Raw genomic sequence first — 25,685 nt, forward strand, 5'->3', positions numbered from 1 at the left:
ATCGTACGCTTCGCAAAGATTTAGCCAAATACGACATTAGGACAATTCGGCAGAAATTTGTTAAAATAAAGTCTTATTTTTCAAAAAATGTCTGAATCAGCAAATAAATATTGAGGATAACAATAATGCCCGAAATTATCCAGACCAAAATTTTCAGCCACGGTTTGTTTACAAATTCGCCCATTTTCAGTTTTGAATTGGTAAACATTACAAGGGGAATTACGGCAAAACTCAGCTGCATTGAAAGAATTACCTGACTCAAAACCAGCAAATCCATCGTTCCTTTTTCACCATATAAAATGGTTACAATTAGAGCCGGAACTACAGCGATTAACCGTGTAATCAATCGACGAAGCCATGGTTTTAATCTGATATTCAGAAAACCTTCCATGACAATCTGACCCGCTAAAGTTCCGGTTAAGGTTGAATTTTGGCCCGAAGCTAAAAGTGCGACGGCGAAAAAGATACTGGCTAAAGTCGTACCTAAAATCGGCGCTAACATTTCGTGCGCATCGTGAATATCGGCAATATCTTGGTTTCCGGTGGTATGAAAAGTTGCCGCTGCAACAATCAAAATCGCGGCATTGATGAAAAATGCCAAAAACAGCGAAATAGTGCTGTCTAAAGTCGCAAATTTTATGGCTTCTTTTTTTCCGGCGCTGTCGCGAGTATAATCCCGTGTCTGGACGATGCTGCTGTGAAGGTAAAGATTATGAGGCATAACAGTAGCGCCTAAAATACCAATCGCTAAATACAGCATCGACGGATTGGTGACCACTTCTTTTTGCGGAATCAAACCGTGCAAAATCGGGAAGACATCGGGTTTGCTTAAAATAATTTCGTACGCAAAAGCGCCTAAAATTACAATGGTTAAACCCGCCACGATGCTCTCTAAAATCCGGAAACCTTTAGCCTGAAGAAAGAGAATAATAAAAACATCAACAATGGTAATTGCAACGCCCCACGTTAACGGAATTCCGAAAAGCAAATTCAGTGCTATGGCGGAACCGATAACTTCTGCTAAATCGCACGCAGCAATCGCAATTTCACAGAAAATCCACAAAATAAAGTTAGTGGTTGGTGTAAAATGATCCCGGCAAGCTTGTGCTAAATCGCGCTCGGCAACAATTCCAAGTTTCAAAGACAAATGTTGCAAAACCATTGCAAATAAATTGGAAATCAACACCACCGAAAGTAGCGTATAGCCAAACTGCGCGCCGCCCGCAATATCCGTTGCCCAGTTCCCGGGGTCCATATAACCCACGGCGATCATTAAGCCGGGACCAGCAAAAGCAAAAAATTTCCGCCAAAAACCGGCATTTTTTGGAATTTTTACAGACGAGAAAACTTCCGGTAAAGAGTTGGAATGTTTATCCCGCCGCCAAGCTTTTTTAATAGATGTCACAAATGTTAGATTAGTCTAACAAATGTAAATAAAATTTTGGTTTAGAGCACAAAAAAAATCCCGATTAAATCGCGATTTTTTTAAATATAACCCTTAAAAATTATTTGGTAAAACGAACGGCCATTTTTCTGTCAACAGCTCTTTCAGCATCAGAAGCGTCCGCCGCAACAGTTGCAAACTCACTACCGTAACCTTCTGCACCGGTAATTTGTGCTCCAACGCCCAATCTGGTTAATTCAGATTTAATGAAATCTGCACGCTGTTGAGATAATTTTTTATTTGCTGCAGCATCGCCGGTATTGTCGGTATAGCCACCAATTTTAATTTTTGCATCCGGATAAGCTTTTAAAATTTCTGCTAAGTTTTGAATCTGACCTTCCGAACCTGGCTCCAGTTCAGTTGCGGAACCCATTTTGAAGTTTACATTATCGAAGCTGTACCATTTATCTTTTAAAGCGGCATCGTCTGCAGCATTTTTATAGCTGTCTGATTTCAAGAAAGTGATCATTGAAGCTTCCATACCGTTTTCATAACCTCTCAACTTTTTACCATTAAGATCGATGTCGGACATTGTTCCGGTGGTTCCAACCATTGACGAATCAGTCATTGTGGTATTTATCATCGCGGTATCGGAATCAACATAGGTTGAATCTGTGGTCGTGGTAATGGTTTCGTCAGTTGGTTTATCGCATTGTTTCCAAAGGAACCAGCCCGCGAGAAGCAACAATAAAAGTGGCAGTAACCATTTCCAGATTGAGCCCCCATCGTCGGTTCTGATAGGTTCAGTGGTGACGTGGGTTTCGCCAGCTCTGTTTACCTCAACTTTTGGTTCGTCGTAAGTTGTGGTGGTAACTTTCTCCGCACCGGTCGGATTATAAGCGTCTCCAATTCCCAACGAAGCTAAAGATAAACCTGCGGGAAGAAGCGAAGAAACAATGCCTTTTTGATCCTCAAGCAGGTTGGTAATGCCATTTTCACCCAAGTTATTTTCTGCCGCGTACTTGCTGATTGTCCCAACTGCTGCGGCAACAACCATATTTAAAAGCGAGCTCGAAGTGGTGTTGTTTACACCGGAATAGGTTGAAACGGAATTTACCACACCTGTAATTTTATCGCCAAAAATAGCAGATAAAATATTGGTAATGGTAGTATTTCCTGTCGTGCTTCCTAGAAGATTTCCGAGCAAATCGTTGGACGATGCACCTCGGATTCCGTCAATCACTTCAGGTCGGTTTGCGTTATTCGCCATACCGCCAACAACTGCCGGAAGTAAAGCACTTATTGCTTTTGAAATTCCTGATTCGCTTTCACCATACTGCGTGGAGGCTTGCGAAATTAGTGACGGGCCAAGTTGTCCTTTAATAAGATCAATAATGTTGAGTGCCATAATAGTTTATTTTAAATGTTAATGGCATTTTGCATACAAATCTTAATCCAATTCTGTGTTTGGATTACGATTTATACAAAAATTAACATCTATTATGGAATTCTCGTAAAGTTTAGTATGCTTTGGCAAAAATAACCCGCTGTTTTGAGGTTTTTTTAGAAATTAGCGAAACGCCTTCTTCAAGTTTGTTATCTAAAGGAATACAGCGAATCGTAGCTTTGGTTTCATTTTTAATTTGCTCTTCTTCTTCAGCTGTACCATCCCAGTGCGCGGAAATAAAGCCACCTTTTTCAGCCAGTACTTTTTTAAATTCATCGTAGCTGTTAACTTCTGTTACATGAGAATTACGGAAGTCTAAAGCTTTTTGATAAATATCTTTTTGCATGGTTGCAAGCAAATGTTCAATATAGTTTTCGATATTTTCGATCGGCTGCGTTTCTTTGGTTAAATTATCGCGTCGCGCAATTTCAACCGTTTTATTTTCCAGATCTCTGGCGCCCATCGCAATTCGAACCGGCACACCTTTCAGCTCATATTCAGCAAATTTCCAGCCCGGTTTATATTCGGTTCTGTTGTCATATTTTACCGAAATTCCTTTAGCTTTTAATTTTTGCTGAACATCGAAGGCAACTGCATTAATTTGTTCAAGCTGTTCTTCACCTTTGAAAATTGGCACGATTACCACCTGAATTGGTGCAAGTGAAGGTGGAAGCACCAAACCTAAGTCATCGGAATGGGTCATAATCAAAGCGCCCATCAAGCGCGTAGAAGTTCCCCAGGAAGTCGCCCAGGCATATTCAATTTTACCTTCTTTATTGGTGAATTTTACATCAAAAGCTTTGGCAAAGTTCTGGCCCAAAAAATGCGAAGTTCCCGCTTGCAAAGCTTTTCCGTCCTGCATTAGAGCTTCGATACAATATGTTTCTACCGCACCGGCGAATCTTTCGGATTCGGTTTTAAGACCTTTAATAACCGGAATCGCCATAAAATTTTCTGAAAAATCGGCGTAAACATCAAGCATTTTTTCGCTTTCTTCAATCGCTTCATCCTGTGTTGCGTGTGCTGTATGACCTTCCTGCCACAAAAACTCCGTAGTCCTTAGGAAAAAACGCGTTCTCATTTCCCAACGAACGACGTTGGCCCACTGGTTGATCAGGATTGGTAAATCACGGTAAGACTGAATCCAGTTTTTATAAGTGCTCCAGATTATCGCTTCCGAAGTTGGGCGCACGATAAGTTCTTCTTCAAGCTTCGCTTCAGGATCAACGATGAGTTTTTTTGGATTGTCTGGATCGGTTTTTAACCGGTAATGAGTTACTACGGCACATTCTTTAGCAAAACCTTCTGCATTCTGTTCCTCGGCTTCGAAATAACTTTTCGGTATAAAAATCGGGAAATAAGCATTTTCGTGTCCGGTTTCTTTGAACTTTTTGTCCATTTCATCCCGCATTTTTTCCCAGATTGCGTAACCGTAAGGTTTGATAACCATACAGCCGCGCACGCCGGAATTTTCTGCCAAATCAGCTTTAACTACCAATTCATTATACCATTTGCTATAGTCCTCAGCTCGGGACGTAAGTTTTGCCATTATATTTTTAACTTTGAATTTAACTTATAAGCGCTTTTTATATCTAATTTTAAACGCGTATTTTTACGCACTTTTGTGACCAATAACTTGGTACACTTTTGGTGCGGAATGCAAATATAAATCAATTAAAACTTTTTCACATTATCATGAAAAACATTACCTATAAAAATTTGAGATTTTTACTTCCTAAAACCGCTTTGATGGCGATTGCCGGAAGTTTATTTCTTGCCTCCTGTACCACCACTTTGGGCGGTTATACGGAGACCGACGGTGTTTATTATGACCCGTCTACAGATACCTTGCCGGAAGGAATGATGAACACCGAGGGAAACCGAATTGGTGAATATTATGATTATCAGGCAAATGACGATCAAAACAAATATCTGAATGTTGAAAACAGAAACCAGCGCTGGCAGGAGTCCGACGACTCTGATTGGGGTAATTTCACGGGTACAGATACCTACTATTCCAATGACAGTTGGAGCTATCCCTACGGAATGTTTCCCGGTTATGGTTTTGGATTAAGTTACGGTTGGGGTTATGGCGGATATTACAGCCCGTGGGGATTTGGTTATAGTCCGTTCAGCAACTACTACGGATACAACAGCCCTTATTATGGTTACTACAATCCTTACTATGGTTATTATAATCCTTACGGTTACGGATATTATGGCGGTTATAACCCATATTATTCACCATACGGATATGGCTACGGCTACAACAGTTATAACGCACCAAGATTAGAGTACAAAAGAAGTGGTGCAACGAACAGTTTCCGCGACGGCAATAATGAAGTAAGAAGAAGTTCTAACCAAACCAACGGTTTTAGAAATAATAATCAGATCTACCAAAACAGCACACAGCAAAGAAATACGCAACAACCGAGATACAGAACTGCACCTCGTACAAACGATAATCAGAGCTCACCACGAAGACAAGCTGTTCCGCAATCTTATGAACCTTCTTACCGAAACAATTCAAACGACAACTCTTACAGATCATCTGGCCGTTCCGGTAGTTTCGAGTCCGGATCCAGCACCAGATCTTCCAGCAGTTCGTCATCACGTAGTGGTGGATTTAGAAGATAATAACTTTAGCAAGTAGAAAAAAATGATAAAAAAATCTTTAATAGTACTCGGAATTTCTGCAGCATATTTTATGAATGCGCAGGATATTTCGACTTTAAGAAATACCGTAGATGTTTATTCCAATTCCGCTTTAAACGGTAGCGCAAAATATAATTCCATGGCAGGTTCCATGGGCGCGCTGGGCGGTGATGTTTCGGTATTAAACTCAAACCCAGCAGGTATCGCTGTAAGTATCGCAAGCGAATTTTCCGGGACTTTGGCAATTGAAAATAATAATAATAACACCACTTTCGGAGGAAATTCACTTGATTACAAAGTAAATAAAACCGACATTGGAAATATCGGCGGTATCGCAGCTTTCCGAATTGAAGGTGCTACACCGTGGAAATTTGTTAACATCGGAGTAAATTATTCCAACCAATCTTTAGAAGATTATTCAGAAACTCCGGGCAATTCTGCTATTAATTTCGATATATACGATAATAACGACCAGCTTATCGACAATATCGCGTTCAACGGTCACGCTTACAACCGCTACGGAAATTTATCAAAAATGAGTTTCGCCGTTGGTGGAAATTATGATAACAGATTTTATGTAGGAGCCGGAGTAAATTTCCACACCGCAACTTTAGATCAGTATGACTCCGCAGCTTTTTCTTCTAACCAAGCTACGACAACGGAAGTTTACAATAATCAGTTTACACCCTTTTCCGAAACTTCAAGCGGATTTTCAGCAACAGTTGGTGTAATTGGAAAAATAAATCCGATGTTTAGATTAGGTGCCGCTTTGGAAACCCCGACATGGTGGCAAATTGCCCGTGTTTACAACGAATACGAAAATCCGACTGACGGAACTTATGGTGAAGACCGAAATCTTACCACACCACTAAAAGCAACTTTAAGTGCGGCGTTTGTTCCAAACAAAAATTTGGCGCTAAACGTGGACTATTCCTTAGGTTTAACAAAAGCTAAATACAAGGTTTACGGCGATGCCGAAACAGAATTAAACAGTTTCATCAACGATAATTCCGCAAATCTTTCTGAAATTAAAGCTGGTGCGGAATATCGCTACGCAGGTTTACGTCTTCGTGCAGGTTACGGTTATGCAACCAGCCCTTACGATTCCAGTAGTATTTTAGCTTATAATGATGGTGGAACGTCTGCAAATTCTTCTTACGATAATTTATTTGTCGGTAAAAGATCCACAATCGGTGCAGGTTTAGGTTATGATTTTAAATCGTTTTATATCGATGCAGCGTACCAAAATGTAAGTTCAGATTACAGAAGTCCGTTTTTAGCCAATACGTATTTTTCAGATAATTATATTGTAGAATCCGATGCAGCAATCGTTTCTGATGTAAAAAACACCAAAGATAATTTCTTTATTACCTTAGGTTGGAAGTTTTAATCAAAAAAGAAATTCAAGAAAAAAGGCCCTTTTAGGGTCTTTTTTTTTAATGATGGTGGAAAAGGTGACCGGTCATTGCCAGCAAGACACCCAGCATAACAAGCCCAATTTTTCGCCAGTCGACGTTGTGATTTTTGCTGCTTTCGAAAATTATAACCGAAGAAATATGCAGAAAAATACCGCCTACAACGGCCAAAAAATAAATTTCCCAATTTGGGTTGAAGTATCTGCCAAGAATTAAACCTAACGGCGAAGCCAGCGCAAACAGCGAAATTATCAAAAGCGCCGATGCTGAAAATTTGTGATTTTTTGCCAAAAAAGCGCCCAAAATAAATGAAATCGGTAAGTTGTGAACCAAAATTCCCGTCAGATACGGACTCAAAATTTCCTGTTCGTTCGCTAATGGAATTCCTTCCAAAAATGCGTGAATAAACATGCCGATCATCAGAGCCAGAGGCAAAATATTTTTACCTTCGGTATGATGGTGGAAATGTCCGTGCTCAAAACCTTTTGTTAAATTTTCCAGAAGCATTTGCAGCAAAACGCCGCCAATAACCCACAAACCAATATTGCTGTGTTCTTGCGCGTAAACCTGCGGGAAAACCTCGTTCAGGCAGATTGTTATTAAAAATCCGGCGCTGACAATCAGTAAATTTTTAGCAAACTTCTCCCGGTTTCCGAAAAATTTTCCCAGAAAAACGCCTATTAAAACGCTTAAAATTAATAAAGCTACAATCATTAATCTTTGTTAAAACCTTTTTTCTTTTTAAAAATATTGATGCAGCGCGGCGACGTATTATCCTTAAAATCATTTAGATGATAATCACCAAAAACAGCCTGGCGTTCAAAACCAAATTCTGCCGCATATTCACCTATTTTTTCCAAAGTGTGAAGTTTCACCTTTTCAAAAAAATGAAATTCTTTGCCGTTTTGGCTGAAAACAATATCCTTGATCACATGTTCGTCTTCAATTTTCTTTTTGATGTGAAAATCAATTCCGCCTTTTGTAAATTTTTCTGTAGGAACCAAAGTATTTTCCACCCATTTCGCATTCAAAAAATCGAGGACAAAGAAACCATCATCATTTAAAGACTCGCTGATGGATTTGAAAACTTTTTTGTCATCTTCGGGATCTTCAAAATATCCGAAACTTGTAAAAAGATTGAAAACCGCATCTACTTTTTCAGCTGAAACCAACGGAATAATAGGATTTCGCATGTCGTGAACACCAAACTTTAAGGTTGGATTTTCGAATTCTATGTTATGCTGAATGCTTTGTTTGGACAGGTCAACACCCAAAACTTCAAAGCCCATTGTATTTAAAAATATTGAATGGCGGCCTTTTCCACAAGCTAAATCGATGATTTTCGCGGGTGGCGATAATTGTAACTCTTTGACTAATAGGTTAATGAAGTTTTCAGCTTCTTCGTAATTTCTGTCATTATATAATATGTGATAATAAGGAGTATCAAACCAAGTTTCAAACCATGCCATAGTGCAAAAATAACTAAATTTGCCGAAATAATTCCGCTGCAAAATCATGACACAGCCGAAAGGGTAGCAAAACCAAATTTATGAATACAGAAAACTTAAAAATACAGATTAAAACATTTTTCGGACTCGAAGAAATTTTGGCAGAAGAAATTAAAAAACTGGGTGGAAAAGATGTCGTGGTAAAAAACCGCGCCGTAAACTGCGAAGGCGATTTGGGTTTTCTGTACAAAATAAATTATTCGGCACGAACCGCATTAAAAATTTTAGTTCCGGTTCTTACTTTCAAAGCCTGGGACGAAAACCGTTTTTACGACAAACTTTTTGATTTTCCGTGGGACGAATATATGACCGTGGACCAAAGTTTCGCTATTGATACCACCATTTATTCCGAAAGATTTTCGCATTCGCAGTTCATGGCTCAAAAAATGAAAGACGCAATTGTAGATTTTTTTAAATTTAAATACAACAAAAGACCGAATGTCGATACACAGCAGCCTGACATTAAATTGCACCTGCATATCGACCGCGAATTGGTTACCATTTCGCTTGATTCTTCCGGCGAGCCTTTATTTAAAAGAGGTTACCGAAAAGAGCAAGGCGAAGCGCCGTTAAACGAAGTCTTAGCTTCCGGAATGTTGCAACTTGCGGGCTGGGACGGAAAAGGCAATTTTCTTGACCCAATGTGCGGTTCCGGAACATTGCTTATAGAAGCTGCGATGATTGCACTGGATTTGCCGGCGCAGATTTTCCGTAAAAGATTTGGTTTCCAGAATTGGCTGAATTACGACGCGGAATTATTTACAACCATAAAAGAAGTGCGCATCAATCGGGTTAAAGAGTTCACCGGAAAAATCGTCGGCTACGATATCGATCCGGATATGCTGCATTCTGCGCGCGTCAACATTGAATCCGCGGAGCTTGAAGATGTAATTGAAGTTCGTCACCAGGATTTCTTCGAATCAAAAAAAGAATTATTTCCGCTGATGATGGTTTTCAATCCACCGTATGATGAAAGAATCTTCATCAATGATGATGAATTTTACAGCAAAATCGGCGACACTTTCAAGAAAAATTATCCAAATACTTTGGCGTGGTTAATTTCCTCAGATTTAGATTCTTTGAAAAGAGTAGGCCTGCGACCTTCCAGAAAAATTAAACTTTTCAACGGTAAGTTAGAATGTCGCTTTATGCAGTACGAAATGTACGAAGGCACTAAGAAAATCCATAAATTACAAGACGAAAATTAGAAATAATTTGAAAATTTGGAAATAGTGAAAGTGAAATTACACGCTCAGATTTTCAAATTCTCAAATAAATATTTCCAAATTAGCACATTCTCAGATTGAATTCCATTTCCCTCATCATCGCCATTTATAACCGGAAAGACGAACTTTTCGAATTGCTGAATTCTTTGTCGCATCAAACCGATAAAGATTTCGAGGTGATTATTGTCGATGACGGTTCGTTGCTTGATTTGCGGCACACAACCGAATTATTTAAAGATAGTCTGCAGATCGAATTTTTCCGCAAAGAAAATTCCGGTCCCGGACTTTCGCGAAATTTCGGTGCTAAAAGGGCGAAAAATGACTGGCTCGTTTTCGTGGATTCCGATGTGATTGTAGAGACAGATTATATTCAAAACATTAAAAAAAACCTCGCTGAAATTCCTTGCGATGCTTTTGGCGGCGCAGATAAAGCGCACAAAGGTTTCAATCTCATGCAGAAAGCCATTTCATATTCCATGACTTCGGTTTTCACCACTGGCGGAATTCGCGGCAACAAGAAAGCCGTGACCAAGTTCCAGCCACGAAGTTTTAATATGGGCGTGCGAAAATCGGCTTTTGAAAAAGTTGGTGGTTTTTCCGAAATGCGCATTGGCGAAGATCCCGATCTTTCAATGAAACTTTGGGAAATCGGCTTTACAACAGCGTTTTTTGGTGATATTGGCGTTTACCACAAACGCCGTGTGGACTTTGGCAAATTCTCGAAACAGGTTTATCAGTTTGGTTGCGCGCGGCCGATCCTTAATCAGCGTCACCCGAAATTCGTTAAAATTTCGTTTGCATTTCCGTCACTTTTTCTGCTTGGTTACATTTTGGGTTTCATCCAGTATTTTTTCTTGCGAAACGGTTTAATCCTCGGCTTTTACGGATTGTATACCTTTCTCGTTTTTTTTCACGCGCTTTTCGTGACCAAAAACATCAGCATTGCCACGATGGCGATAATTTCCACCTACATCCAAATGTTTTCCTACGGCTACGGCTTTTTAAAATCGTGGATTCTACTCAACATTTTCCGGCAAAAACCCGAAGAAGCTTTCCCTGCGCATTTCCACAAATAGATTTTTGGAAAAATTTGCCGCTAAAGCAGGTAATTTTTTCATTTTAGATTATTCAAAAATTTGCCGTTAAAGCAGCTAATTTTTGGTTTTAAATTAAAGCAGTTTTTAAGCAAAAATAAGCACTTCGGTAAAACAGAAAAATAAGCCGTTAAAGCAGGTGATTTTTTGGTTTTAAGTTAAAGCAGTTTTTAAGCAAAAAATAAGCACTTCGGTAAAACAGAAAAATAAGCCGTTAAAGTAGGTAATTTTTTGGTTTTTGGGCGCCATTTCCGGCTTTCACTACTCGCTTTTTTTGGCGGCGGCGGAGCCGCCGCCAAAAAAGAGCTCAAACATGCCGTTCAATCCGGCGCGCAACATCAGCCTAAAAACCCTATTTTTGCAAAAAGAAAAAGCATGCAGAATTACCTCGAATTTAATTTTAAAATACAGCCGCTTCAACCGTGGAATGAAATCCTCATGGCAGAACTCATCGAAATTGGTTTCGACAGTTTTACCGAAGAACACGACGGAATTTTAGCCTATATTCAGGGAGATTTATTTCAGGAAGATGCATTGCGCGATATTCATTTGCTGCAAAATCCGGAAGTTCAGGTTTCTTATACCTTTCAGGAAATGCCGAATATCAACTGGAACGAGGAATGGGAAAAAAACTTTTCGCCCATCAATATTGAAAACCAGGTTTCCATTCGCGCGGAATTTCATGAAAATCAAAATTTACCCTACGAAATCATCATCCAACCGAAAATGTCTTTCGGCACGGGCCATCACGCGACTACCTATTTGATGATTCAGCAAATGCTCGACATGGATTTCGAAAACAAAAAAGTTCTTGATATGGGATGCGGAACGTCGGTTTTAGCCATTTTTGCAAAGCAGCGCGGCGCGGGAAAAACCGTCGCAATCGACATTGATGAATGGTCAGTAGAAAATTCGCGCGAAAATGCCGCCAGAAATACCGTTGAGCTTGAAATTTCACAAGGCACCGCCGAAGATTTAGGCAGCGAAAATTTCGATATTATTTTAGCCAATATCAACCGCAATATTTTAATTTCCGATATTCCGACTTACGTTTCGGTTTTAAATCCGGGAGGACAATTATTGCTTTCCGGTCTATGTTTTTTCGATGTAGACGATATTCTCGAGGTTTGTACGGCACAAAATTTAATTTTAAAAAAGAAAATTCAGCGCGAAGAATGGGTTTCTCTTCTTTTAGAAAAATAAAAAATCCTGCGATAAGCAGGATTTTTGTGACCTCGACAGGATTCAAACCTGTAACCTCCTGAGCCGTAATCAGGTGCGCTATTCAGTTGCGCCACGAGGCCTTTTTTTAGGTCTGCAAATATAACAATTTTTTACTTTGATTAGAAAATGAAATCGCTTTTTTTTGCCTTTTTTTCGCTTTTTTTTGTTTTTTCCTGTAAAAAGCAAGATTCAAGTTCCACCACAGATTGGGAAATTATCTCCAAAAATGTACAGTTTAAAACGGTTGACCAAGTTTTTCATTTAAAATCAGGGAAATTCACCTACGAGATATCTGAGAAAAATTTGCCGTTTAAACGGGTAATTTTGCTGAATGCAAGTTTGGTCGGCTATTTCACCGAACTGGGTTTAGAAAACAAAATCGTTGGAGTTTCCAGTCCGGAATATATTTTTTCGGAGAAAATTCATCAGATGCTGAAAACCAGAAAAGTTCAGAATATCGGCAATGAACAGAAATATGACGTCGAAAAAATTATCGCCTTAAAACCGGACGTTATTTTCACCAACTATATTTCGAGTTTCGACAATACTTACGATTTACTTCGAAAAAACGGAATTGAGATTATTTTTCTTGATGAATATCTGGAGCAGAATCCTTTAGAAAAATCGAAATATTTGCTGCTATTTGGGCAAATTTTTCAAAAACAGCAAGAGGCATTTTTAGCTTTTAATCAAATAAAAACCAGCTACGATTCTTTGAAAATTTTAGCAAAATCAGCTCCCGAAAAACCCCTTGTGCTGGCCAACGAAATGTACGGAAACCAATGGTTTTTGCCAGGTGGAAAATCCGGTCTTGCACAATTTATTTCAGATGCAAACGCGTCATACATCAATGCTGAAAATGATGACACGAACGCCGTGCCACTAAGTTTCGAAGAAGTTTTTGCAAAAGGAAAAAACGCTGAATATTGGGTGAACGTGGGAAACCATCAGACCAAAAAAGGATTGCTGCAAATCAACCCCAATTATACAAAACTGCCGGTTTACAACAGCGGAAAACTTTACACCGTAACTGGTCGAGAGCGCGGAAAAGCCAACGATTATTTCGAAAGCGGAGTAGTGCGCGCCGATTTGGTACTGAAAGATTATATTAAAACTTTTCACCCAGAAGTATTACCGGAATATAATCTTACCTATTTAAAAGAGCTGAAGTAAATAATATTTCTATTTTTGCACGTCGAAAAACTGATGCACCGCCATGTGGAAAAAAATTAAAAAATTCATTTACATTCTCATTTTAGCAAATATTCTCTTCATTGTTTGGGGGAAATTTTTCAATCCGCCAATAACTTTTACCCAAATTGGCGGGCTTGTAGAATTTGGAAAACTGAAAAGAGATTATGTTTCGTACGACGAAATGGGAAGCAATGTGAAGAAAGCTGTTGTCGCAGCAGAAGACCAGAGTTTTTTTTCGCATAATGGTTTTGATTATAAAGCTATTCAGAAAGCGATGGAGCACAACGAAAAAGGTAAAAAACTACGTGGTGGAAGTACAATTTCTCAACAAACAGCCAAGAATATTTTCCTTTGGCAAGGCAGAAGTTGGATTCGTAAAGGTTGCGAAGCGGTTTATACTTTCATCATCGAACTGGTCTGGGGCAAAGAGGTGATTCTGGAAAGATACCTGAATTCCATCGAAATGGGACGTGGCGTTTTTGGTGTGGAAGCCGCATCAGAATATTATTTTAATAAATCATCCAAAAATCTGACAAAAAGCGAAGCTGCCTGGATTGCCACCATTCTACCAAACCCGAAAAAATACGACCCGAAAAATCCGTCTGCTTATCTGTCTAAAAAACACCGGTGGATCATGCGCCAAATGAATAATATCGCGCTAAAATAATTATCTTTACCGGAATATTATGGCATTTGAATTTCGACATAAAGAGAGTTTCAGCACGGTTCTCATCAAATATTTCAGTTTCAAAAATGAGACGAAATCTTTTGAGCCGCTTACTGAAATTCTTCGAAGCGTTCGAAAAATCAATTTCCAGGAAGTGCTTGCATTTTTGCATGAAAACGAAGAAATCACCGATAATTTCTCCTACTATCTCAAAAATTTATTCGACGGAAAACCTTTTAATCTTTCCTTAACCGAAGCCAATATTTTATCGGAAAATGCCTTTTATCCGGAACTCAAAAAGAGAATTCTGGATAAATTATTGCCGAATGTGGAAAACGAAGATACCGTGTGGTATTTGGTTGACAGTGTTTCGGTACGGCCAAAAGCTGATTTGGAATTTTTTAAAAGCCTGGATCAGGATTCTTTCAGCGAGCTTTTCCGACTTTTAAAAATTGATGAGTTAAGCTTGAAAAAAAGCGTAAAAAGAGAACTTCTTTTTTCGCTGAATATTCTTTCCTGGCGGATTATAGGCAACGCCCTCGATGTTCAGGTGGTAAATATGGCGCCGGAATACCGGGATTTCGATAACCCGTTTGTGGCGCTTCAGAATGAAATTGATCTGCTGAATGAAAGTTACAAAGAAGATCCGGACTTTTTTCTGACTTCCAAAAGTGTGAACTACAAGCAGATCAGAATCTACATGAAACAGTGTTTTGATTTTGTTTCGCTGGCGTTCAAAAACTCTTCAAAATACGGTATTTCAGGCAAGATAAATCAGGCTTTACTGAAAACACGCCAGCAGCTGCAGCGCATGTCCGACATTCTATCGATGATGGTTTTTGACAGCGAAGAAGATGTCATTAAAAATTCTAAAAAGCTCATATTCAAAATTTTAGAATATAAATCGCATAAAAATAATCTTCGCGAACTGATTTTGGACAGTACCACGCTGAAATCGCACCTTATTACTAATCACACGGCGGAAACGGGCACCCATTATATCACTTCATCGCGAAAGGAATATCTGAAATTGCTGTGGAAAGCGAGCGCGGGTGGAATTATCATCGGTGCGTGCAGCATTTTGAAAATTTTGTACAGCGACCTGCCGAGCAGCGAATTTGGACACGCCGTAATCTATTCGCTTAACTATGCGATGTGTTTTGTCGTCATTTATCTGATGGGCTACACCATTGCCACCAAACAGCCGGCGATGACGGCGGCAACGATGGCGAAAGTGCTTTCTGACGGTAAAAACACCAAAAAGAACTATGTTGATTTTGCGCATTTTGTTTCGAAACTTTTCCGCAGCCAGTTTATTGCTTTTGTCGGAAATGTTTTTGTAACCTTTGCGGCGGCGCTGGCAGTAATTTATGGCCTGGATGTTCTTTTCAATTACAATTATGGTTATGAAAAAGCCGATATGCTGTTTCATAACATCAATATGTTTGAATCGAAAGCATTGCTTCACGCGTCTATAGCCGGGGTTTTTCTGTTCTTTTCGGGCATTATTTCCGGAAATGTTGGCAACAGTTCGGTGTTTTATCAGATTCCGAAAAGGATTGCCAAAAATCCACTTCTGAATTATTTTTTAGGTGAAAGAGTTTCCCGGAACCTGTCGGAATATTACGCCAGAAACTGCTCAGGAATCGTTTCTAATTTCTGGTTCGGTGTTTTTTTAGGCGTTACAGGACCGGTCGGAAAGTTCCTGGGACTTGATATTGATATCCGTCACATCACGTTCTCCACCGGAAATTTTGCAGCGGCTTTGTACGGAAAAGATTTTAATGTTGACTATTATACCTTTTGGATTTCCCTAATTACCGTGGGTTTAATCGGGTTTTTTAATTTTGCTGTAAGTTTCGCATTATCAATGATTTTGGCGTTCCGTTCGCGGCAGATCAACAGCGATGAATTAAAAGAAATTTACCGGGAAATTATCCGGTATTTTATGAAAAATCCGTTTCGGTTTTTCCTGCCGATCCGTTCTACACTCGATGGCAGCGGACGGAAAATGGTGGAAAATACGGTGGTTACAAAACCAGAAGATCGCTAAAATTTTCGGCACCGAATTTTTCCTGAAATTTGGCCAGATAAAAACTTTTTCGCAAGCGAAAATCATTTTTAAGCAATGGTGAATTTACCCTGATTTCCAAAATTTTGCGGTTTAAATTCACAGATTCAATTTCATTGAAAAGGTCGTCATTCAGATATTCGTGAAGCAAATCTTTCACTTCGAAAGCCAGCAATTTATCTTCAAAACCGTACAGCCTCGCAAAAGATTTTACGAGCTCGGAAGACTGATATTCGCGTTTCTTCTTTTTCATTCGATTTCAAAAATTTTGCTTTCCTCGTTGATTCTTTTCACGATATTTTCCGTGCGTTCTTTGCTCGTGTCTGTGATGAAAATTTGGCCGAAATGTTCCTTATTTACGAGTTCAATTAATTGAGAAACGCGCGAATCGTCCAGTTTATCGAAAATGTCGTCCAATAAAAGAATTGGTGTTTTTCCAGTTAATGCTTTAATTCTGTTCATCTGCGAAAGTTTCAGCGCAATCAGGAAAGATTTTTGCTGTCCCTGGCTCGCGGTTTTCCGCATTGGCGAACCGTTCATTTCAAAAAGCAAATCATCTTTGTGAACACCTTTAGAAGTATAGGTTAAAACGCGGTCGCGGTCCAGATTTTCTTTAAGGATTTCTGGAAAATCTGCCTGAAAAAGGTCAGATTTATATTGAACGGAAACTTCCTCATTATCGTGCGAAATCACACGGTAATAATTTTGTATAATCGGAATCATCAAGTCCGTAAACTGTTTTCTTTTTTCAAAAATCCGCGTTCCGAATTTGGTTAAAGGTTCATCATAAATTTCCAGGCTTTCAGCATCGAAAAATCTGTTTTTAGCAAAACTTTTTAAGAGTGAATTTCTTTGCTGAACCGTTTTCTGGTATTGAATTAAATTAAAAAGATAATCCGCATCCGTCTGAGAAATCATTGAATCCAAAAACTTCCGGCGGCTTTCTCCCGCGTCGGAAATTAGATTGGAATCGTATGGGGAAATTATGACGCTTGGTAAAAAACCGATATGATCTGCAATGCGGTTGTAAATTTTGTCGTTTTTCTTCAGTATTTTTTTGGTTTCTTTCGGCTGCTGAATTTGAAGAATATTGTCTTTTTCACCATCAAAAATTTCCGCCTCTAAGGCGAAAAAATCCTGATTTAGCTTAATGTTATTCAAATCCGTATTTCCCAGAAAACTTTTGGCAACCGAAAGATAATGCAGCGCGTCCAGAATATTGGTTTTTCCCACGCCGTTATTGCCCACAAAACAGTTGATTTGCGAGGAAAAATCGAAGTTTTGCGCCGAATGATTTTTAAAATTAATTACTGAAAGTTTGCGGATGATCATTCGTCAAAAATACTTCATTAAAATGATAATTAAAAGCGGCAAACCCGAACACGTTTCCACCCAAAAAGAAAAGTAGGAATCTTTATTGGTTTTTTCGGAAAAATAAATAAGCAGAAAATTGCAGACTGACGTCAGAAAAAATGCAATGCAGAATAAAATTTCCAAAGAAAATGCAGCTATTATTAAGCTTAAAAACACCAGAAAATAAGCAAAATATTTGGTGTTCTGCACACCGATTAAGCGCGGAAAAGTCACCACCGTGTCCGAGTCCATATCACGGATGTCGAACGGTAATACCAACGCGGTAATAAATAACCAGCTTATCCAGAAAATTTCAGCATTAAATTCGGGTAAAATTAACCAGGAATTAATTAAAGCCCAGGTTAAACCGACGTAAAAGATTTTAAAAAGTGGAATTTTACGCACAAAAAAGGTCAGAAAAGTGCTGTCGTATAAAAGTCCTAAAACTACGATGATCAGCCATTTTATAAGTCGATTTTCATTGTGATTATAAAGAATTAAAATGGCAGAAAGAATGCCGCAAACCACGTTAAATGCTAAAATTCGGTAAAATAATTTTCCGGCATTTTGATATTTGGTATAAAGATAGCCACTGAAGTAGGTGATAAATATTAAAAGAATGGTGGGAGCTTTAACCAGATTTTGCTCCAGCATAAAAAAAACAGCCAGCGAAGTTCCCATCACGGAAACGTAAATTTGACTGTCTATCACGTATTTTTTTAGTAAATTTAAAATCTGCATTCCGTGCAAATTTAACCAATAAAACCTTTTAGTATCCTAAATTGGATTCAAGCACCATTATATGAAAAAATTCACCAAGATTCTCAGCCTTCTCATTTTTTTCGCTTTCTGCTCGGGACTTTTCGGGCAAAAATATTACGATGAACAATGGAAAAAAGTTGCCGAAAATTATAAGTCCGGAAAATACAAATCCAATTTACCACTCATTTTAGAAATCCAGAAGAAAGCTATGAAAGATGACAACACCGTTCAGCTTATACGCTCTTTGAAAGCGGAATTCAGCATTGTAAACCAAACTGGAGATGATGAAAATAATGACGCTGCAAGCCGGTTTTTTTCTAAACTTTCAACCTTTGGAAATGAGCTGAAAGGCGAGCAGAAGTTGGTTTATGAGGTGCTTTTAGGTGAATTTTTCAGCGAATATTATGATGATAACTTGTGGCAAATAAATCAGCGTACAAATTTTAATTCGCAGGATTTTGCGCAAATAGAAACGTGGAGCAAACTTGATTTTAAAAACTTTTTAAGCAAACATTTCGCGGAGCTTGAAACTAAAAACGCAGAATTAGCAAAAATTCCGCTTTCAAAATATCAGCAAATTTTCGACGAATCTGAAAACGCGGAATATTTCCCGACTTTTTTTGAATGGAATGCTTTAAATGAAATTGAGTTTTTAAAAAGTAATGAACTTTTTACACCAAATGAATTAAAGGTAAACCAAGCGAAAATTTCCCAATTATATGCTGAGCTGATTCAAAAAAATACTGGCAATTCGAAGCTTTTTTTTCAACATCAAAAACTGGAAGACGAGTGTGAATTTACCAACTGTGAAAATAAAGAAGAACTGCTGCGAAATTTGTTGAATTCATCCACAGAAGGCGATTATAAAGTTGTGATTTATGGTGACCTTATTCAGGAACTTACGGAAGAACAAAAGTTCAGCGAAGCATTGATTTTAATTAAAGAAGCAAAGCAAAAATTTGGAAAATCAAAGTTGATTAATCATATATTAAATCAGGAAAACTCCATTACACAGCCGGTTTTATCGATTCATTACGAAACGCACATGCAAGCAAATTTGCCGATTCATTTTGTTGCTGAAGCTAAAAACGTATCCCAATTTTCGCTGAATATTTATGAAGTGAAAAATGACGAGCAGAATTTTCTGCAATACGTCACCAATTCTTACGATAAAAACCGTTTTGCAGCGGTGAAAAAAACTTTAGTTCGGAAAGAAACCTACGCTTTGCCGATGCTGAATGATTTCAAAACGCATAAAACTTCACTCGAAATTAAGCCGCTTACCTCCGGAATTTATTTAGCAGAATATGTGGTTGATGGCGCCATTCAGCAAAATTTTTATTTTATCGCGACCAATTCACGCATTATTTTTAACAAAAAAAATGACCAAAAAGCAGCCAAAAACCAGCTGAAACTGGTGAGCCGCGAAAACGGAAAATCTTTGCCAAACAGCAGCTTAAAAATTTATGAATTTGTAGACAGAAAGACTGCGACAGCTTTCGATTCAAAAACCGACGGTTCCGCGATTTTCAATTTTCCGGTTTCTAAAAATCACCGTAATTACCGGTATTATTTGGTGCAGCAGCCGGCGACAAATGATTATAACTTGATGCAGGCCTACGGCGAAAACTATTATAATGAACCGAAAAAAGCAACACAACAAAATTTGGCGCAAATTTTTCTGGACCGCGCGATTTACCGGCCGGGGCAAACCGTTTATTTTAAAGTCATCAATACCAAATTGCTGCAGGAAAACGAGTCTGTAGCCGCTGGCATTTCACAAAAAATTACTTTGCGCGACGCCAACGGTGAGGATGTTTCTACGCAAACTTTTACAACAAACGAATTTGGTTCTTACAACGGCAATTTCATTTTACCGAACGGAAAATTAAACGGTCAGTTTTCGCTTCAGGTGAGAACGGATGATTTGGATCGTGAAGCAACAAAATATTTCGGAGTTGAAGAATATAAAAGACCAAAATTTGAAGTCACCATCGATCCGGTAAAAGACGAATATAAATATGGTCAAACCATCGAAATAAAAGGAAAAGCCGTCATGTTTTCCGGTGTTCCTCTCAGCAACGCTACCGTAAATTACGAGATTAAAAAACGCAATATCCGCTGGATGTACTTTTATTGGTTTCCTCGAGGAAACGATAACCAAAATTCGATTTTAGGTGAGGTGAAAACCAACGAAAAAGGGGAGTTTACCATTAGAGTTGCGCTTGAAAAAGATGAAACTTTAAAGGGAATTCAAATTGATAATTACGAAATTAATGCTTCGGTCACTGACATCAATGGTGAAACGCAATCAGCTACCGAAAATGTGAAAGTTGCATCAGTTTCGCATTATATTAAAGCTGATGAAATTAAAGATTCTTTTACAGATGAACCCGTAAAAATTAAGGTTGAAACCAAAAATTATAACGACCAGAATTTAGCGAAATCATACCACGTAAAACTGTCAAAGCTTGAAGGTGAAGAAAGAATTTTCCGTTCAAACTTTGAAAATGAGATTCAGAATTTACCGAAATTTTCAAAAGCAGAATTCGTTCAGAAGTTTCCTCACGATTATTTTTCAGTCGAAGAAAAAGAAGCCAAAACTAAAAAAGTGGTTATTGAAAAGACGCAAGAACCAACCCAAGATAAGGAACAAATTTTAAATCTTGGTTCCTTAGCTGCCGGAAAGTATAAGCTCGAACTTTATAATATTGAAGAAAAAGACACGATTAAAACCCAAAAAATATTTGAAGTTTTCGATAAAAGATTTTTAACCGATTCGCAAAAACCTTTCCTGAAAGTTCTTCAGCCAAAGCTGGAATACGGCAGGAATGAAAAAGCGAAAATTTACGTTTATTCTGCTGTGCCGGATGCTTTGGTAAATATTTACCTTCAAAACGGAAATGGAGAAACGGTGACCGAGCAAAAATCTCTAAAAAACGGAGTTTTAGCATATGAAGTTGCTTTTCCGACAGATGAAAGTATTAACCAGATTAATCTTCAGTTTCAGCTCGTGGCTTTCAACGATGTGAAAACCGAAAACCTGAATTTAGCAATCAGCTCCGACAAAAAACCTTTACGGATTCAAACGTTAACTTTCCGCGACAAGCTGCAGCCAAACTCGAAAGAAAAATGGACGGTGAAAGTCCTTGGCGATGAGAAAGAAAAAGTAAATGCGGAAGTTCTCGCAAATATGTACGATAAATCTTTGGACCAGTTTGCGGGCAATTCTTACTCATGGCAGCAGATTTACCGCAAATATTTTATTATGAATTCTTACGCGGTTCAGGATTATTTAGCACAGGCAAATTACAGCAAAAGAGTTCCTTATTTGAATCAGAAAAATATCAATATTCCAAATTTTAATTGGTTTGATGGAAATATTTATAGAATGTATAATAGCGTTTCTGCTCCTATGCCTACAGCGGTAGAAATGCGTGATTCGAAGGCGATGGAGGAAGTGGTTGTTACCGCATTAGGAACAAAAAGACAAAAGAAAAGTTTAGGATATGCTACCGATTCTGCTAAAGCGCAAGAAATTGAAAGTGTGATTTTAAAGAAAGATTTAGATAAAATCCCGGTTCGCCAAAATCTTAACGAAACCGCGTTTTTCTACCCGAATTTGCTGACTGATAAAGACGGGAACGTCACTTTTGAATTCACCTCGCCGGAAGCTTTAACACAGTGGAAACTCATGTTTCTTGCGCACACCAAAGACGCCAGAAGTGCAACTTTAGAAAAAACAGTCATTACGCAGAAAGAATTTTCGGTAACGCCGAATTATCCAAGGTTTTTGAGAGAAGGTGATGAATTGAATCTGCAATCTAAACTTTCGAGCTTGGTTGCTAAAAAACTCAGCGGAACGGCACAACTGCAGATTTTAGATGCTTTTACAAATGAAGATATTTCGGATAAATTTAGTTTAAACGAAACTCAAAAATCTTTTAACCTGAATGAAAACGGAAACGAAGTTGTGAACTGGAAAATAAAAGTTCCGAACCACGTTTCCTCCATAATCATAAAAATAGTCGCTAAAGCAGGTAATTTTTCCGACGGCGAACAAATGGCAATTGCCGTTTTACCAAACAGAATGTTGGTTACCGACACCGTTCCAATTTTTGTGAAAGAAGGACAAACCAAAACTTTCACTTTAGAAAATTTAGCAAAAAATGCCTCTACAACGGCAAATAATTTTTCAAACACTTTGGAACTGACCACAAATCCGATCTGGGAAATTTTGTTCGCTTTGCCAAGTTTAAAAAATGACCAGAACAATTCTGCCGACGTTATTTTCAATAAATGGTTTGCCGATGTTTTGGCGGCAGAAATCTTCAAAGCCAATCCGAAGCTGAAAACCGTTTTCGAAGAATACCAAAGTAAAGGTTTGCTGACTTCAAACCTCGAAAAAAATCTGGAACTTAAACAGCTGCTTTTGGAAGAAACGCCGTGGGTTTTGGAAAGCCAGAACGAGACCGAGCAAATGCAGAAAATCGCAAGATTATTCGATGCCAATACGATGAGAAATTCCATTAATGATGATTGGGCAGAATTGCAAAAACTGCAAAATCCTGACGGTGGATTTTCCTGGTATTCCGGTTATCCGAGTTCCTATTCGACCTCGCTCTACATTCTGAAAAACCTCGGCAGAATCAATGTCTGGCTGAAAGGCAATACAGCGGATTATCAGTCTTCTGAGCAAAAAGAACTCGTGGCAAAACTCATTAATTATGTCGATCAGGAAGTTCTGAAATATGGCGAAATCGACAAAAAATTTGTTGTAAATAATTTCGTCCTCGATTATCTGGATACGCGCAATTATTGGGAAAAAGAATTTCCTTTAAAACAAAAAGGCGCGGCGCTGAAAAATGCCGTTATTTCAAAGGCAAAAACAGAAAAAATCACCGATTTTACCTTCTTTGGTTTGCACCGTTTAGCGCTTTTGTTTAATAATTACGGTCAAAAAAATATCGCGAAAAAATTCCTGACTTACCTTAAAGAAACTTCGACAGACACTGAAACGCAGGGCGTTTATTGGAAGCAAAATTTGAATGACTGGGGCTGGTATTCTTCGAAAACGGTGAATCACGCGGGCGCTTTGGAAGCTTTCGAAAAATTGGCGCCTCAAGACGTTAATTTTATCGAAGAACTTAAAATCTGGCTTATCACCCAGAAAGAAGTCAATTCCTGGGGAAGTTCTCGCGGCACCGCCGAAGTTATTTTCACAATTTTAAATTCCGGAAAATCCTGGACTACGCCGGAAAGTGACAAAGCCACAATCATCTGGGGCGGTAAAGAACTCGCCAACGCAGATTCCGCAGCAACAGGATATGTGAAAAAAACTTTAAAATCTGCTGAAATAAATAAAAATTTAGGGACGGTAACCGTTACCAAACCTGGTTCGGGCATCGTGCAAGGTGGCTTGTTCTGGCAGTATTACGAAGATTTAGACAAAATAAAATCCTCAGAATCTTACCTTTCAATCACCAAAGAACTTTACAAAAAAGTGAAAACCGTAAATGGCGAAGAATTGGTAAAAATCAACACAAATTCACCACTGAAGGTTGGCGATAAAGTAACGGTGAGAATGATTTTAAATACCGACCGCAACATGGAATACATTCACCTGAAAGACATGCGCGCGGCAGGTTTCGAGCCGCTCAGCGTAATTTCCGGCTACGACTGGAAAAACGGCCTCGGCTACTATCAGTCCACGAAAGACGCCTCGACGAACTTCTACATCGAGTACATGCCGAAAGGAAAATACGTCTTCGAGTACGACTACATTTGCAACGCTTCGGGCACTTTCAGCAACGGCATCACAACGCTGCAAAATTACTACGCACCGCAAATGAACGCGCATACGAAAGGCACGAAAATCACCATTTCCGAGTAAAGTCATTGCGAGCAACGAAGCAATCGCACAACCAAATCCGTTTCATTTTGAAGCGGATTTTTTTGGGCCATCCCGAAAAATTACCGGCTTTAACCGGCAATTTTCGGGACCGCGCTTTCCATTGCAATCTTTTTTATTTCCCGCCGCTTTTGCCTTTTCCGATAAAAAAGGATTTCCATTTCAATCGCTTGTCCAAAATGCCGTTTTCAGAAAAAAGGTCGTTTTAACCTGATATTTTTTAAATATATTTGTTAGAAACAAAAACCAGAAAAATATGCAGGACGTTTTCAATGCGCAGCAGGCACAGAATTATATTGACAGAATAAATAAATTAACACCTTTCGCCGTACCAATTTGGGGAAAAATGTCGGTGGACCAAATGCTGGCGCACTGCAATGTAACTTACGAAATGGTGTACGAACCGCAGAGACACAAAAAACCCGGCGGTATTGCCAAATTTATTTTAAAACGTTTTGTAAAAGCCAAGGTTGTTGGTGAAAAAGCGTATTCTCAAAATTCACCAACAGCTCCGCAATTTATTATTAAAGAGCGTCAGGATTTTATCCTGGAAAAAAAGCGCCTTATCGGCTTCATCCAGAAAACACAGCAGTTGGGCCGCGAAGCTTTTGACGGAAAAGAATCTTTCTCTTTCGGAAAACTCAGCGCGCAGGAATGGAATAATATGTTTGCCAAACATTTAAACCATCATCTTGAGCAATTCGGTGTCTAAAATTTAAAAACACAAAAAAATGAAAAAAATCTTCTTTCTTTTAATTTTGATCAGCAGTTTTGTAACTGCGCAAATGCCGAATATTTCCGAAGTTTGGATGAACCATTCCAAGCCGTACACGGGAACCATCGGTCCGGAAAAAATGCCCATTAAGGTCAAAATAAATCTGTCGCAGCAAAACCGGAAAAATGACCAGCAATATTTTCTGTCCGGAAACACTTTGGTTAAAAATAATTTAAGCAAATTCGAAGGAAAACTCACACTCACCAAATACAAAGACGGCAAAAAGAGAAATATGGTTTTTGGTGAATACGAACTTGCGGAAGAACCGAGCGGTCCGCATTCCGGGATTTTTACCGGCAAAATGATTTACACCTTTTTCTGGAACAAAAAAACGCAGCAAATTGAAAGACAGTTCGTCGAATTTGTCGGCGAGTGGAAAAGCTACGACGGAAAATTAACCTACAAAACCAACTGGACAAACCAGTGATAATGGTTAATTATTAATGGTTAAATATTAATTGTTAACTATCAATTACCAATTATCAACAATTAACAATTAAAAAAGTGGACATAGAAATCATAGATTTTGAACCGCAATACCGCGACGATTTTAAAAACCTCAATGTAGAATGGCTGCAGAAATATTTTGTTGTAGAGGATTTTGATGAACATCAGCTTTCAAATCCCGAAACAGAAATCATCGCTAAAGGCGGCAAAATTTTTCTTGCAAAAGCCGGCGATAAAATTGTTGGAACAGCCGCACTGTTAAAAGAACACGACGGTTACGAACTTGCAAAAATGGCGGTAACTGAAAATTTTCAAGGTCAAGGCATCGGCAAAATTTTAATGGAGCATTCGCTTCGCGAAGCTAAAAAATTAGGGCTCGAAAAGTTGATTTTACTTTCCAACCGCAGCTTAAAACCCGCACTTGCGATGTATGAAAAGTTTGGCTTTGTAGAAGTTCCGCTGGATGAAGAAACTCCTTACGAACGCGCAAACATCAAAATGGAACTGAAAATTAATTATTAATTGTCAACTCTCAACTATCCATTTATCATT

General features: G+C 38.6%; 20 protein-coding genes and 1 tRNA gene. 12 read left to right on the top strand and 9 right to left on the bottom strand.

Annotated elements, in window-relative coordinates; all coding sequences use genetic code 11:
- Nucleotides 1-73: 73 nt before the first annotated feature.
- From OA84_RS07370 to proS, 3 genes are all read right to left on the bottom strand, one after another.
- A complete protein-coding gene (locus OA84_RS07370; protein ID WP_039344261.1) occupies nt 74-1,405 on the bottom strand; it encodes an Nramp family divalent metal transporter in 1,332 nt (443 codons plus the stop codon).
- A 100-nt stretch (nt 1,406-1,505) separates the two neighbouring features.
- Complete coding sequence (locus OA84_RS07375) at nt 1,506-2,792, bottom strand: OmpA family protein (RefSeq protein ID WP_039344263.1); 1,287 nt, start codon at nt 2,790-2,792, stop codon at nt 1,506-1,508.
- Between the two features lie 112 nt (nt 2,793-2,904).
- Nucleotides 2,905-4,380, bottom strand: a complete 1,476-nt coding sequence (gene proS, locus OA84_RS07380) for a proline--tRNA ligase (RefSeq protein ID WP_039344265.1) — start codon at nt 4,378-4,380, stop codon at nt 2,905-2,907.
- Between the two features lie 146 nt (nt 4,381-4,526).
- Between proS and OA84_RS11225 the strand changes: the two genes are divergently transcribed.
- Together OA84_RS11225 and OA84_RS07390 are read left to right on the top strand one after the other, a co-directional pair.
- Nucleotides 4,527-5,468 (top strand): hypothetical protein, encoded by a 942-nt coding sequence (locus OA84_RS11225; RefSeq protein WP_156965047.1) that lies wholly within the window; start codon nt 4,527-4,529, stop codon nt 5,466-5,468.
- Nucleotides 5,469-5,490: 22 nt separating this feature from the next.
- Nucleotides 5,491-6,876 (top strand): OmpP1/FadL family transporter, encoded by a 1,386-nt coding sequence (locus OA84_RS07390; RefSeq protein ID WP_039344266.1) that lies wholly within the window; start codon nt 5,491-5,493, stop codon nt 6,874-6,876.
- A 46-nt stretch (nt 6,877-6,922) separates the two neighbouring features.
- On the opposite strand, the gene OA84_RS07395 is transcribed toward OA84_RS07390, so the two are convergent.
- Both OA84_RS07395 and OA84_RS07400 read right to left on the bottom strand, forming a co-directional pair.
- On the bottom strand, nt 6,923-7,615 hold the full coding sequence (locus tag OA84_RS07395; protein ID WP_039344268.1) for a ZIP family metal transporter: 693 nt from the start codon (nt 7,613-7,615) through the stop codon (nt 6,923-6,925).
- The gene (locus OA84_RS07400) at nt 7,615-8,370 is read right to left on the bottom strand and encodes a class I SAM-dependent DNA methyltransferase (protein ID WP_039345848.1); all 756 of its coding nucleotides are present in this window, start codon (nt 8,368-8,370) and stop codon (nt 7,615-7,617) included. The genes OA84_RS07395 and OA84_RS07400 overlap by 1 nt, the downstream gene beginning before the upstream one ends.
- An 80-nt stretch (nt 8,371-8,450) precedes the next feature.
- On the opposite strand from OA84_RS07400, the gene OA84_RS07405 reads away from it, so the two are divergent.
- The 3 genes from OA84_RS07405 (at nt 8,451) to prmA (ending at nt 11,932) form a co-directional block, all read left to right on the top strand.
- Entirely contained in the window at nt 8,451-9,617 is a 1,167-nt protein-coding gene (locus OA84_RS07405; protein WP_039344270.1) for a THUMP domain-containing class I SAM-dependent RNA methyltransferase, read from the top strand.
- A gap of 95 nt (nt 9,618-9,712) precedes the next feature.
- Complete coding sequence (locus OA84_RS07410) at nt 9,713-10,711, top strand: glycosyltransferase (RefSeq protein ID WP_039344273.1); 999 nt, start codon at nt 9,713-9,715, stop codon at nt 10,709-10,711.
- A gap of 393 nt (nt 10,712-11,104) precedes the next feature.
- Nucleotides 11,105-11,932, top strand: coding sequence for a 50S ribosomal protein L11 methyltransferase (gene prmA, locus OA84_RS07415; RefSeq protein WP_039345851.1), 828 nt, complete (start codon nt 11,105-11,107; stop codon nt 11,930-11,932).
- A gap of 27 nt (nt 11,933-11,959) precedes the next feature.
- Here prmA and OA84_RS07420 read toward each other — a convergent pair.
- Nucleotides 11,960-12,033 (bottom strand) — tRNA-Arg (locus tag OA84_RS07420).
- Nucleotides 12,034-12,079: 46 nt separating this feature from the next.
- Here OA84_RS07420 and OA84_RS07425 point away from each other — a divergent pair.
- The 3 genes from OA84_RS07425 to OA84_RS07435 are packed head-to-tail and all read left to right on the top strand — an operon-like array spanning nt 12,080 to nt 15,867.
- Nucleotides 12,080-13,126 (top strand): ABC transporter substrate-binding protein, encoded by a 1,047-nt coding sequence (locus OA84_RS07425; RefSeq protein WP_039344275.1) that lies wholly within the window; start codon nt 12,080-12,082, stop codon nt 13,124-13,126.
- Between the two features lie 43 nt (nt 13,127-13,169).
- Nucleotides 13,170-13,814: a monofunctional biosynthetic peptidoglycan transglycosylase gene (gene mtgA / locus OA84_RS07430; protein ID WP_039344276.1), complete on the top strand. Its 645-nt coding sequence runs from the start codon at nt 13,170-13,172 to the stop codon at nt 13,812-13,814.
- Nucleotides 13,815-13,833: 19 nt separating this feature from the next.
- Nucleotides 13,834-15,867, top strand: a complete 2,034-nt coding sequence (locus OA84_RS07435) for a recombinase (protein WP_039344278.1) — start codon at nt 13,834-13,836, stop codon at nt 15,865-15,867.
- On the opposite strand, the gene OA84_RS07440 is transcribed toward OA84_RS07435, so the two are convergent.
- From OA84_RS07440 to OA84_RS07450, 3 genes are read right to left on the bottom strand one after another with little or no spacing between them, the layout of a single operon-like run.
- On the bottom strand, nt 15,845-16,138 hold the full coding sequence (locus tag OA84_RS07440; protein WP_039344280.1) for a hypothetical protein: 294 nt from the start codon (nt 16,136-16,138) through the stop codon (nt 15,845-15,847). The two genes, OA84_RS07435 and OA84_RS07440, sit on opposite strands and share 23 nt — an antisense overlap.
- Nucleotides 16,135-17,217, bottom strand: a complete 1,083-nt coding sequence (recF, locus tag OA84_RS07445; protein WP_039344283.1) for a DNA replication/repair protein RecF — start codon at nt 17,215-17,217, stop codon at nt 16,135-16,137. The genes OA84_RS07440 and recF overlap by 4 nt, the downstream gene beginning before the upstream one ends.
- A gap of 3 nt (nt 17,218-17,220) precedes the next feature.
- A complete protein-coding gene (locus OA84_RS07450) occupies nt 17,221-17,979 on the bottom strand; it encodes a UbiA prenyltransferase family protein (RefSeq protein ID WP_039344285.1) in 759 nt (252 codons plus the stop codon).
- 61 nt (nt 17,980-18,040) lie between these two features.
- On the opposite strand from OA84_RS07450, the gene OA84_RS07455 reads away from it, so the two are divergent.
- The 4 genes from OA84_RS07455 (at nt 18,041) to OA84_RS07475 (ending at nt 25,655) form a co-directional block, all read left to right on the top strand.
- On the top strand, nt 18,041-23,893 hold the full coding sequence (locus OA84_RS07455; protein ID WP_039344288.1) for an alpha-2-macroglobulin family protein: 5,853 nt from the start codon (nt 18,041-18,043) through the stop codon (nt 23,891-23,893).
- Between the two features lie 274 nt (nt 23,894-24,167).
- Nucleotides 24,168-24,623 carry a DinB family protein gene (locus tag OA84_RS07465; protein ID WP_039344294.1) on the top strand — a complete coding sequence of 152 codons (456 nt, stop codon included), beginning with the start codon at nt 24,168-24,170 and terminating at the stop codon, nt 24,621-24,623.
- 19 nt (nt 24,624-24,642) lie between these two features.
- Nucleotides 24,643-25,113 carry a hypothetical protein gene (locus OA84_RS07470; RefSeq protein WP_039344296.1) on the top strand — a complete coding sequence of 157 codons (471 nt, stop codon included), beginning with the start codon at nt 24,643-24,645 and terminating at the stop codon, nt 25,111-25,113.
- 77 nt (nt 25,114-25,190) lie between these two features.
- Entirely contained in the window at nt 25,191-25,655 is a 465-nt protein-coding gene (locus tag OA84_RS07475; RefSeq protein WP_039344300.1) for a GNAT family N-acetyltransferase, read from the top strand.
- Nucleotides 25,656-25,685 lie beyond the last annotated feature (30 nt).

The sequence above is a fragment of the Kaistella solincola genome (assembly GCF_000812875.1).
GTDB classification, from domain to species: domain Bacteria; phylum Bacteroidota; class Bacteroidia; order Flavobacteriales; family Weeksellaceae; genus Kaistella; species Kaistella solincola.